Here is a 10,644-nt window from a genome sequence, read left to right on the forward strand (position 1 = left end):
GGGCACCCCCACGGCCGGAGGTGCCCACATACCGGTTCATCTCGCCCGTGTCATGAGGCTGGGCGCGGATCGTTACGAGGGCGACCGCCCCAGGTGACGGCGGAGTCTGGGGTGAGCGTCGCCGAATAGCTGCCGACCGGGACAAACGAGATGTAACCCTCGAAGTCATTGCCGATGGCGTCCCCGCCGGGAGCGGACGGACTGTCCTGCTGATGGACGAGTACCGGGGTGCCGGCCGAGACGGCATGGAAGGCCGATGTGCCGCTCTCGCGCACGCGCAGGTTCCCGATCGGGATGGTGACGTCGTTGCCGGGCTGGTCCGAGGTGAGCTCGGCCGAATCCGCCTGCACGGTGACGCTGTAGCCGTCGACGCTGTTCGTGATGACGGTCATGGTCACGGCTCCGTTGCTCCTGGCCGTCGAATCCGGGGGGCCTGCCAAGACGAAGCTGCTGGTCAGGTCGGTGAGGGTGATGCTGGTGGGGGTCAAGGTGATCACGACCGAGCACCGCGGGTCGGTGCCCCCGGCCGGACAGTTGCTACCCGTCGTCGCCGAGGTGACCCGATTGTCGAGAGTTCCGTCACCCGTGACCTCCCTCCGATCGATCGTGATACCGGCGGCCTGCCGCCGTACGGGCGCTGCGCGAGCAGCACGAAGTGCGGCGGCCAGGCCCAGGCCACCGGCTCGATGAGTGGTGTTTCCGGGCGGAAACCTCGCCGCAACCACTGAAAGTGTCTGATCGGCTACCGAGAGTGTCAATCAGCGGGAAGTCCGGCGTGGCGACGGGCAGAACCATGCATTACTTGACGAGACAGTCAGAGAATGACAAAAGGCACGGCCCGCACCGGAGTGCGGGCCGTGCCTTCGATATTCCTGCCGAGAGCGGTCGCTCCCGGACGATCACCGGCCCCTCAGACGCAGGCCGTACGGACGACCTCGGCCAGCCGACCGGCCAGCTGCTCGGCCTGCTCCGCCGAGGCGGCCTCGACCATGACGCGGATCATCGGCTCGGTGCCGCTCGGCCGGATCAGCACCCGGCCGGTCTCCCCCAGCTCCGACTCGGCGGCGGCGACCGCGGCCTCCAGCTCCGGAGCCGAGGCCTTGGCCCGGTCGACGTCCTTGACGTTGACCAGGACCTGCGGCAGGCGGGTCATCACCGAGGCCAGCTCCGCCAGCGACTTCTTCGCCCGCGCCACGACCGCCAGCAGGTGCAGCGAGGTCAGCAGGCCGTCCCCGGTGGTGGCGTGGTCGAGCATCAGGACGTGGCCGGACTGCTCGCCGCCCAGGTTGTAGCCGCCCGCCCTCATGGCCTCCAGGACGTAGCGGTCGCCCACGGCGGTCTCCACCACGTCGATCCCCGCGCTCTTGAGCGCGAGCTTGAAACCCAGGTTGGACATGACCGTGGCCACCACGGTGTCGCCGACCAGCTTCCCCTCGGCGTGCATGGCCATGGCCAGCACCGCCATGATCTGGTCACCGTCGACGACCTCGCCGGTGTGCGAGACGGCCAGGCAGCGGTCCGCGTCGCCGTCGTAGGCGATACCGACATCGGCGTTGCGGGAGACGACGATCTGCTGGAGCTTGTCCAGGTGGGTGGAGCCGACCCCGGCGTTGATGTTGAGGCCGTCGGGGCGCGCCCCGATCGTCTCCACCGTGGCCCCGGCCCGCAGCAGCGCCTCGGGAGCCACCATGTGGGCGGCGCCGTGGGCGCAGTCGAGGACCACGTTGAGGCCGTCGAGACGGCAGTCCACCGTGGACAGCACGTGGGACACGTAACGGTCGGCCTCGCCGTACGCTTCGCGCACGCGGCCGACCGAGGCACCGACAGGGCGCTCCCACTTCTCGCCGACCCGCTGCTCGATCTCGTTCTCCACCGCGTCCGGCAGCTTGTAGCCGCCGCGGGCGAGGAACTTGATCCCGTTGTCCGGGGCGGGGTTGTGGGAGGCGGAGATCATCACGCCCATGTCGGCTCTGAGAGCCGTGGTCAGGTAAGCGACCGCCGGGGTGGGCAGCACGCCGAGCCGGAGAACGTCCACGCCAGACGACGCAAGGCCGGCGACCACCGCGGCCTCCAGGAATTCTCCTGAAGCCCGGGGGTCCCGGCCCACGACGGCGACGGGGCGGCCTCGCCGCCCGACGCTGGCGCTGAACGCCCCGGCATCGCCGAGGACATGAGCCGCGGCCACGGACAGGTCCATGGCGAGCTCGGCCGTGAGGTCGCGTCCCGCGACCCCACGTACCCCGTCGGTGCCGAAAAGGCGCCCCAACTTAACGCTTGCTGTACTGCGGAGCCTTACGGGCCTTCTTGAGACCGTACTTCTTGCGCTCGGTGGCGCGGGCGTCACGGGTCAGGAAGCCTGCCTTCTTCAGCGGCGGGCGGTTGACCTCGACGTCCAGGGCGGTCAGCGCGCGGGAGAGACCCATGCGCAGGGCACCGGCCTGGCCGGTGACGCCACCACCGTTGATGCGGGCGATGACGTCGAACTGGTCCTCGGCGCCAAGAACCACGAAGGGCTCGTTGACGATCTGCTGGTGGACCTTGTTCGGGAAATAGTTCTCAAGCGTACGACCGTTGATCGTCCACTTGCCGGTGCCCGGCACGATGCGCACGCGGGCGATGGACTCCTTGCGGCGCCCAGTGCCGTACGAGTTGCCGGTGGTGATGGGCTTGCGGACAGCGACGTCGCCGCTGACAGTGGACTCGGAGGTGTACTCGGAGGGGAACTCCTCCGCGGAGTACGCTTCCTGATCGCCCTCGATGGGCGTCTCGACACCGGTGGGCTCAGCCACGGTTCTCCTCTAACTTTCCTACTCGGCGTCGGCCGTCGGCCAACGCTGCTGGCGACAAGCAGCTAGCGACTACTGGGCGATCTGGGTGAGCTCGAAGGGCACCGGCTGCTGCGCCTGGTGCGGGTGCTCGGAACCGGAGTAGACCTTGAGCTTCTTGATCATCTTCCGGCCGAGAGCGTTCTTGGGCAGCATGCCCTTCACGGCCTTCTCGACGGCGCGGTCAGGACGCTTGTCCATGAGCTCGCCGTAGGTCATGGAACGCAGACCGCCCGGGTAGCCCGAGTGGCGGTAAGCCTTCTTCTGCTCAAGCTTGTTGCCGGTCAGCGCGATCTTGTCGGCGTTGATGATGATGACGAAGTCACCGGTGTCGACGTGGTTGGCGAAGGTCGGCTTGTGCTTACCGCGAAGCAGGATCGCGACGTGGCTGGCCAGCCGGCCAAGCACGATGTCGGTGGCGTCGATGATGTGCCACTGACGCTCGACTTCGGCAGGCTTGGGTGTGTACGTGCGCACGGTCGTATGCCTTCTTTGGTCGCGTCTTCGGCGCTGTCGGAGATGACAGCAACATGGGTCGGTAGGTGCGGGCACACGACAGCCCGGACCTTCCGTCTCCAGAACAGAGGAGATGACGCCGGACGCGCCGCGTATCGGTCTGCAGAGGAGACCAATTCGCACACAACGAACTAGCAGAGTACCGGCGCGGATGAGCACGAGTCAAAAAGACATGACTCTCCGGCGGTGCCCCTGGCATTCTACCCGGGACCCGGCAGTGCCCGGGAACCGCCACACACGGGCGGGCGATCAGCCATGAGACCGCGGTTCCCGGGAATCCCGCCACCGGAGCCCGGCGAGGAACGTGGATCCGTGACGGTTCCAACACGTTCTCATCATTCTCTTTTTCCTCACCGCAAACATCTCTATCTTTGATAGCGGTATGTGGCAGCTTCCTCACCCCGGGCATACCCAGCGAGCGCGCCTGCGTCGTATGGGGGTGTTCGTGTGCCTGATGACGGTTCTGCTGGTCGGCTTCATCATCGGCCGGGGCAGCCGCGACGAGGAGGCCGCCGACCAGATCTATCTGAACAACCCCGGGTCGACCAGACCCACGCCCAGCAACGGCGCCCTGGCCGGGCAGGTGGAGCGGGCTCCGCTCGCCCGGGTCGCCCGCCCCGCCGCCCTCCCGACCGTTCCGGCGGACCGGCGCCCGCGCCCCACCCACGACGCCGACACGAAGCTCGGCGGATCCGGCGACGACGGCCCCTCTCGCTACCTGCTCAACGGCAACGGTGACGACGACGCCACCACCCCCGCCCTCGGCGCGATGGAGCGCGAGGTCGTCAGGCTCGTCAACATCGAGCGCAGGCGGGCCGGGTGCGGGCCGCTCCGCATCGACCGGAGGCTGATCTTGTCCGCCAGGAGGCACTCGGCCGGGATGGCGTCCGCCGGCAGCCTCTCCCACACCTCTCCCGACGGCACGTCGCCCTGGGAGCGGATGGACGCCACCGGCTACCGTGACGGCGGCGCGGAGAACATCGGGCGCGGCTACACCTCTCCCGACGAGGCGGTGCGGAACTGGATGGAGACCAGCGGCCACCGGCGCAACATCCTCAACTGCGAGCTCACCGCCACCGGCGTCGGAGCCGTCCAGGGGCCCGACGGGCCGTGGTGGACCCAGGACTTCGGATACTCCTGAGCCAACCGGCCCTGATCCCGGGCTACGCTCGGCGCATGGGTTTTCCCGTGGAGCCGCCGCGCCGCCAGCCTTACAACCGGCCTGACGCGTCGCCGCCCGCACAGGGCCAGCACTGGTTCGACGCCTCGCCGCACAACCGTGCCCCCGAGCCCCCGCAGGCGCCGCAGGCGCCGCCTGTCCAGCCTCCCCCGCCGCAGGAGCGACCACGGCAGGAGATGTGGAGCCCGTACGACGAGGGCCCCCGCTCGCGCCGCCCGATCTTCATCGCGCTCGGCGCGCTCGCCGCGCTGATCGCCGGGGGCGTCGGCCTGGCCGTGCTGGCCAACTCCGACCCCGCCCCGATGCCCGGGGCGGCGACCCCCTCGGCCCAGGCCCCCCTCGTGCCGCCCGCCAACATCGCGAACGGCAAGTTCGGCCTCGCCTCCTCCCGCGCCACCGACCCGTACGCCCTCACCCTGAACGAGGTGTTCAAACACCGGAAGGTACGGATCGGCAAGCAGAACTACCTGATGACCACGCGCAGGACGGACCGGAAGTGCGGCGAGGCCGTGGTGGGGGACAAGCTGAAGAAGGCCCTCACCGCCGCCAAGTGCACCCAGCTCCTGCGCGCCAGCTTCCGCGACGCCTCGGGGAAGATCATCGGAACCGTGGGAGTCGCCAACCTCAAGACGTCCGCGGGGGCGGCCAAGGTCGTCTCGGCCAGTTCGGGCAAGGAGCGGGAAGAGTACATCAAACCGCTTCCAGGTAAGGATAAGGTCACCAAACTTCTCGGAACCGGCGAGGCTTTCGTTGGCGAGTGGCGCCATGGGCACTACGCGGTAATGGTCTGGTTCCAGTACAAAGACGGGCACCTGCCAAAGAAGAACGAGGTCAAGCAACTGAACCAGGCGGCCTTCGGAGCGGCGGACGCGACCGTCACCCCCGCGCTGGAATCGCGTTCGTTGACCGGCAAGCGACCCTGAGCACGGGGCCATACTGTCGCTTTCAGGCATGAATCCGGCAGACGATACAGCCATACCCGCATGACGATCTCCAGCTGTCGCTAGGCTGCCGCGTATGCGTGGCCAGGAATCCGGGTCCGAGCACCGACATGAAGCCGAGGGTTCGGCGACACCGGCGACGCCGCCGCCGAGTTTCGGCCAGCCCTCGCCCCACGTGCCGCGGACCGATCTCGCAGGTGATGAGCAGCCCGGCGGTCCTTCCGCGTGGCCGGAGACGGATCCGGGCGCGGCCCAGCCATGGACGGTCCCCGGCGACGACGGGGCTCCCTACGACTGGTACGCCCAGCCGGAGGACGGCCCGCCGCTGTCCACCGCGCCCATCGTGCCGGGAGCACCGCCCTGGCAGCCGCCTCCGGCCTTCACCGCCGCCGCCGCGGGCATGCAGGTCTGGCCCTCGTCCGGGCAGCAGGCTCCCTGGCCCGCCGCGACCGGCGAGCCGGTGTGGACAGAGCAGGAGGAGACCGTCGCCCGCCCGGGAGAACCCGGCGACGTCGCCGTCTGGCCGCCGGACGCGGTCTTCCAGGAGGAGCGTGGCGGGGGCGAGAAGACGGCCGGCGTCCACACCGCCTCACCCCGGCAGGCACCCCTCGCCCACCAGGACCCGCCACCCCAGGCTCCCGCTCCCGCTCCCGGCGGTCCCCAGGACGACTCCCAGGACGTCCGCCAAGACGTCCGCCAAGACGTCCGCCAAGACGTCCGTCAAGACAGTGACCGATCCGTGCCGGCGGCTCGGCCCCCCGTGTCCGCACCCGTCACGCAACCCGTGGCGACCGAGCCGGAGCCGATCTCGCAGGCGCCCCTGCCGGCCACCGAGCAGACCGCTCCCGTCCGGACACCTCCGGCCGCCTCCGGCCCGCCCGCACCGCTCTTCACCCCCGCGGAGCAGGTGACCCCGCCCAGCGGCGTCCCGGCGGTCGCCTCGCCGTTCCCGCTCCCCGCCTTCCCTCCCCCGCCGGTGACGTCCTCATCCGCGAGCGAGCCGCCGGCACCCCCGAGCGACCCGGCGGCGACACGCGGGCCGTTCACCCCGCTCTCCGCGTTCACCCCCGAGCCGCCGCCCACTCCCCCACCGCCTACCCGCGGCAAGGCCGGCACGACGCTGCTCGCGGCCGTGGTCGCGGTCGTGGTGGTCGGTATCGGCGTCGGGGCCTTCTTCGCCTACCAGTCGTTCAACGCCAAGCAGGCGGCGAACGCGGCGGATCCGATCCTCGGTCCGGGAAAGATCGACCCCACCGACAAACTGGACATCACCAGTGAGCCCGAGCCGATCAACACCACGATGCTCAACTCCGAGAAGACCGACCCGGGCAAGATGACCGTGGCCGACGCCTTCGTCAAGAAGGTGTCCGTGGCGGGGACGACGTTCACCCGGGTCAAGACCAACCTCACGGAGCAGTGCCAGAAGGCCGCGACCGGCAGGTTCGCCGGCACCCTGCGCAGCCAGGAATGCCGCCGGGTGCTGCGGGCCACGTACGTGGACAGCAAGCGCAGGTACGCCGTGACCACCGGGATCGCCGTGCTTCCCACCCGCGAGTCCGCGGTCGCCGCCGACCGGGCCAAGGACCTGGAGCGCAACCTCTGGTTCCGCGGCCTGCCCTCGGCCGCCGGCACGGGCGGTGAGCGGGTGCACATCGCGGGCGGCTACGCGGCCGGGATGGTGTGGGGCCGCTACATCGTGTTCAGCTACGCCACCTACAGTGACGGCCACACACCGACGGCCAAGGAGAAGGCCCTGGGCAAGATCAGCGGTGCCTTCCGCGACCAGACCGCGAAGGTCGTGGAACGCCGCGTCACGAACTGAGCGTCCGCACCCGGCGAGTCTCCGCGGCCCGCCTGGCGAGCTCCTCGGCGCCGGGGTAGCGCACCTCCTCAAGACAGAGCCCGTGCGCGGGCGCGACGTGCACCCCCGAGTCCCGTACGGCCCGCGACAGCACCCCTTGCGGCCACTCGACCGTGAGCCTGCCCTCACCGACGGGCAGCAGCGACCCGACGAGCGCCCGGACCATGGAGTGGCAGAAGGCGTCGGCCACGACCGTCGCCACGATGAGCCCGTCCTCGCGGACCCAGTCGAGCCGCTGCAGCTCGCGGATCGTGGTCGCGCCCTCACGCCTCTTGCAGAACGCGGCGAAGTCGTGCTCACCGAGGAGGCCGGCGGCGGCCGCGTTGAGCCTGTCCACGTCCAGGGGCCGGTTGTACCAGACGATCTCGCGGCGGCGGAGCGGGTCGACCCCGCCAGGGGCGTCGGAGATCCGGTAGGCGTACCGCCTTGACAGTGCCGAGAACCTCGCGTCAAAGCCTTCAGAAGCCACCGTGACGCGATGCACACGTACATCTGGGGGGAGGACTCCGGCGAGCCTCCTGCGCATGGCAGAAAGCCTCTCGTCGAGCTCCTCCACCGATCCGGGCTCCCACGCGGGCACCCCGCGGCGGTTGCGGCTGTCCAGCGCGCCGAGCGCGCCGGCGTCCAGGTCGACATGGGCCACCTGGCCGCGGGCGTGCACGCCCGCGTCGGTCCGCCCCGCCACGGTCAGCGCCGGAGGCTCGGGAAGCCGGAGGATCCTGCCGAGCGCCTCCTCGATCTCCCCCTGGACCGTACGCCGTCCCGGCTGCTTGGCCCAGCCGGAGAAATCGGTCCCGTCATAGGCGAGATCCAGCCTCAGCCGCACCACGATGTTCCTCTCGAAAGACTCTCGGAGAACGGAAAGGGCCCGGCATCCCGGTGGAGGGAGTGCCGGGCCCGTTCACTGGGCCTGAAAGATCAGGCGTTGTCCTTCTTGGCCTCGGTCTCCTCGGCGGGAGCCTCGGTCGCCTCGGCGGTCTCCTCGGCGCTCTCGGCCTTGGCCTCCTCGACCTTGGCCTCCTCCGCCTTGGTCTCCTCGGCCTTGGCCGCCGGGGCGGCCTGGGTCTGGCCGACGCGGACCGTGTTCAGCGGCTCGGACACCAGCTCGATCACGGCCATGGGGGCGGCGTCGCCCTTACGGAGGCCGACCTTGGTGATCCGGGTGTAGCCACCGGGACGCTCGGCGAAGGTCGAGGCGATCTCGGTGAAGAGGTGGTGGACGACACCCTTGTCCCTGACGACCGTCAGCACCTGGCGACGGTTGTGCATGTCGCCCTTCTTCGCCTTGGTGATCAGCTTCTCCGCCAGCGGGCGCAGACGCTTCGCCTTGGCCTCGGTGGTCTTGATCCGGCCGTGCTGGAACAGCTGGGTGGCGAGGTTCGCCAGGATCAGCCGCTCGTGGGCCGGGCTGCCGCCGAGACGGGCACCCTTGGTGGGCCTAGGCATAACGTTCTCCTTGGGAGTAAACCCGCCCCGGCCGTACGAGGTACCGGGGTCGGGCCGGGGAGTCGCTCACGATCCCCGTTACAGAAAAATCAGTACTGCTCGGTCTCGACGTAGGCGCTGTCGTCGTCGTCGTAGCCGCCACCGGCCACCGCGCTCGGGTCGAACCCGGGCGGGGAGTCCTTGAGCGCGAGCGTCATCTCGTGCAGCTTCTGCTTGACCTCTTCGATGGACTTCGCACCGAAATTCCTTATGTCGAGGAGGTCCTGCTCGCTGCGCGCCACGAGCTCACCCACGGTGTGGATGCCCTCGCGCTTGAGGCAGTTGTAGGAGCGGACCGTGAGGTTCAGCTCCTCGATCGGCAGCGCCAGGTCGGCGGCCAGGGCCGCGTCCGTCGGCGACGGGCCGATGTCGATGCCCTCGGCCTCGACGTTCAGCTCGCGGGCGAGGCCGAACAGCTCGACGAGGGTCTTGCCCGCGGAGGCCACCGCGTCGCGGGGCTTCATGCACGGCTTGGTCTCGACGTCCAGGATCAGACGGTCGAAGTCGGTGCGCTGCTCGACACGGGTCGCCTCGACCTTGTAGGTGACCTTGAGCACCGGGGAGTAGATGGAGTCGATCGGGATGCGACCGATCTCCTGGCCCGGCTGCTTGTTCTGCGCGGCGGAGACGTAACCGCGACCGCGCTCGACGGTCAGCTCCATCTCCAGCTTCGCCTTGCCGTTCAGGGTGGCGATGCGCAGCTCGGGGTTGTGCACCTCGACACCGGCCGGGGGCGCGATGTCGGCGGCGGTGACGTCACCGGGGCCCTGCTTGCGCAGGTACATCACCACCGGCTCGTCGTGCTCGGAGGAGACGACCAGGTCCTTGAGGTTCAGGATGATGTCGGTGACATCCTCCTTCACGCCCGGCACGGTGGTGAACTCGTGCAGCACGCCCTCGATACGGATGCTGGTCACCGCCGCGCCCGGGATGGACGACAGCAGCGTGCGCCGCAGCGAGTTGCCGATGGTGTAGCCGAAGCCCGGCTCCAGCGGCTCGATGATGAACTTGGACCGGGTCTCCTCGATTGACTCCTCGAGGAGGGAGGGACGCTGAGCGATCAGCATGTTGAATCTCCCTTGCATGACGGCGCCCGCTATTTGACGCCTCTTCGCGGCCAGGCGGCTGACGGGGGAGGCGGTGGCGCTGCTGTTCGGTGCCGACGACGGCACCGCCGTCCCCGACGACATACCGGCCTTCGAGCTGGACGCCCTGGACAGAGAGGCGGCCGGGCGGCTGGCAGGCGACCTGGTGCCGGGACTGACCGACGACGTGCGGGCGTCGCTGCTGGAGATCGCCTGCGGCAACCCGCTCGCGCTCGGGGAGCTCGCCCGGTCGCTCAGTCCCGAACAGCTCTCCGGTGCCGCCGCGCCGCCCGAGACGCTGCCGAGGGGCGGACGGCTCTGGCGCGCATACGCCGACCGGTTGGCGCGGCTGCCCGGCGACACCGCGGACATGCTCCTGCTGCTCGCGGCCGACCCCGATCTGGAGACGGTCACCCTGCTCGAGGCCGCGAAGCCGCGGTGCGCGCTGACCGTGCTCGAACCGGCGGAGAGGGCGGGCGTGATCGTCCGCGTCACCGATGTCGCCGGCGACCGCTACGACTTCCACGAGCCCGCGATGCGGGCCGTGGTCTACGCCGGTTCCTCGCTTGCCCGGCGCCGCACGGCGCACCGCCTGCTCGCCGGCGTGCTGCGCCACGACCACCAGCGGCTGCGGCGCGCCTGGCATCGGGCCGCCGCGATGGACGGCCCCGACGAGTCGCTGGCCGACGAGCTGGCTCGAGACCGGGGTGGCTGCGCAGGGAGCGCCGGGCCAGTGCCTCGATCTCCAGAT

Annotated in this window: 10 protein-coding genes and 1 pseudogene; 4 read left to right on the top strand and 7 right to left on the bottom strand. The window is 69.9% G+C overall.

What is annotated here, in order from left to right; translation table 11 throughout:
* Positions 1-50: 50 nt before the first annotated feature.
* The 4 genes from ABZ260_RS03465 to rplM all read right to left on the bottom strand — a co-directional run bounded on the left by ABZ260_RS03465 (position 51) and on the right by rplM (position 3,302).
* Positions 51-392, bottom strand: coding sequence for a hypothetical protein (locus ABZ260_RS03465; RefSeq protein WP_355612412.1), 342 nt, complete (start codon positions 390-392; stop codon positions 51-53).
* A 518-nt stretch (positions 393-910) separates the two neighbouring features.
* Positions 911-2,266, bottom strand: a complete 1,356-nt coding sequence (gene glmM / locus ABZ260_RS03470; protein ID WP_350953858.1) for a phosphoglucosamine mutase — start codon at positions 2,264-2,266, stop codon at positions 911-913.
* Between the two features lies 1 nt (position 2,267).
* Positions 2,268-2,789, bottom strand: a complete 522-nt coding sequence (gene rpsI, locus ABZ260_RS03475; protein ID WP_355551521.1) for a 30S ribosomal protein S9 — start codon at positions 2,787-2,789, stop codon at positions 2,268-2,270.
* A gap of 69 nt (positions 2,790-2,858) precedes the next feature.
* The gene (gene rplM, locus ABZ260_RS03480) at positions 2,859-3,302 is read right to left on the bottom strand and encodes a 50S ribosomal protein L13 (protein ID WP_326635561.1); all 444 of its coding nucleotides are present in this window, start codon (positions 3,300-3,302) and stop codon (positions 2,859-2,861) included.
* 493 nt (positions 3,303-3,795) lie between these two features.
* Here rplM and ABZ260_RS03485 point away from each other — a divergent pair, with 493 nt between their 5' ends.
* The 3 genes from ABZ260_RS03485 to ABZ260_RS03495 all read left to right on the top strand — a co-directional run bounded on the left by ABZ260_RS03485 (position 3,796) and on the right by ABZ260_RS03495 (position 7,284).
* Positions 3,796-4,482 carry a CAP domain-containing protein gene (locus ABZ260_RS03485; protein ID WP_355612415.1) on the top strand — a complete coding sequence of 229 codons (687 nt, stop codon included), beginning with the start codon at positions 3,796-3,798 and terminating at the stop codon, positions 4,480-4,482.
* Positions 4,483-4,517: 35 nt separating this feature from the next.
* Positions 4,518-5,444, top strand: coding sequence for a hypothetical protein (locus ABZ260_RS03490; protein WP_355612418.1), 927 nt, complete (start codon positions 4,518-4,520; stop codon positions 5,442-5,444).
* Between the two features lie 94 nt (positions 5,445-5,538).
* Entirely contained in the window at positions 5,539-7,284 is a 1,746-nt protein-coding gene (locus ABZ260_RS03495; protein ID WP_355612420.1) for a hypothetical protein, read from the top strand.
* Here the strand turns inward: ABZ260_RS03495 and truA are convergent.
* The 3 genes from truA to ABZ260_RS03510 form a co-directional block, all read right to left on the bottom strand.
* A complete protein-coding gene (truA, locus tag ABZ260_RS03500) occupies positions 7,274-8,152 on the bottom strand; it encodes a tRNA pseudouridine(38-40) synthase TruA (protein ID WP_355612423.1) in 879 nt (292 codons plus the stop codon). The genes ABZ260_RS03495 and truA overlap by 11 nt on opposite strands.
* Positions 8,153-8,241: 89 nt before the next feature.
* The gene (rplQ, locus tag ABZ260_RS03505; RefSeq protein WP_355612426.1) at positions 8,242-8,769 is read right to left on the bottom strand and encodes a 50S ribosomal protein L17; all 528 of its coding nucleotides are present in this window, start codon (positions 8,767-8,769) and stop codon (positions 8,242-8,244) included.
* An 89-nt stretch (positions 8,770-8,858) separates the two neighbouring features.
* Positions 8,859-9,875, bottom strand: a complete 1,017-nt coding sequence (locus ABZ260_RS03510; RefSeq protein WP_030912872.1) for a DNA-directed RNA polymerase subunit alpha — start codon at positions 9,873-9,875, stop codon at positions 8,859-8,861.
* Positions 9,876-9,948: 73 nt separating this feature from the next.
* Between ABZ260_RS03510 and ABZ260_RS03515 the strand changes: the two are divergent.
* Positions 9,949-10,644: pseudogene (locus ABZ260_RS03515) on the top strand (helix-turn-helix transcriptional regulator); the annotation flags it as partial.

Origin of the sequence: Streptosporangium sp. NPDC006013, assembly GCF_040614275.1 — a bacterium.
GTDB lineage: Bacteria > Actinomycetota > Actinomycetes > Streptosporangiales > Streptosporangiaceae > Streptosporangium.

Coding starts and splice junctions, on each gene's coding strand:
- ABZ260_RS03465 (WP_355612412.1), bottom strand. CDS start 392: ATGACCGTCATCACGAACAGCGTCGACGGCTACAGCGTCACCGTGCAG.
- ABZ260_RS03485 (WP_355612415.1), top strand. CDS start 3,796: ATGACGGTTCTGCTGGTCGGCTTCATCATCGGCCGGGGCAGCCGCGAC.
- ABZ260_RS03490 (WP_355612418.1), top strand. CDS start 4,518: ATGGGTTTTCCCGTGGAGCCGCCGCGCCGCCAGCCTTACAACCGGCCT.
- ABZ260_RS03495 (WP_355612420.1), top strand. CDS start 5,539: ATGCGTGGCCAGGAATCCGGGTCCGAGCACCGACATGAAGCCGAGGGT.
- rplQ (WP_355612426.1), bottom strand. CDS start 8,769: ATGCCTAGGCCCACCAAGGGTGCCCGTCTCGGCGGCAGCCCGGCCCAC.
- ABZ260_RS03510 (WP_030912872.1), bottom strand. CDS start 9,875: ATGCTGATCGCTCAGCGTCCCTCCCTCCTCGAGGAGTCAATCGAGGAG.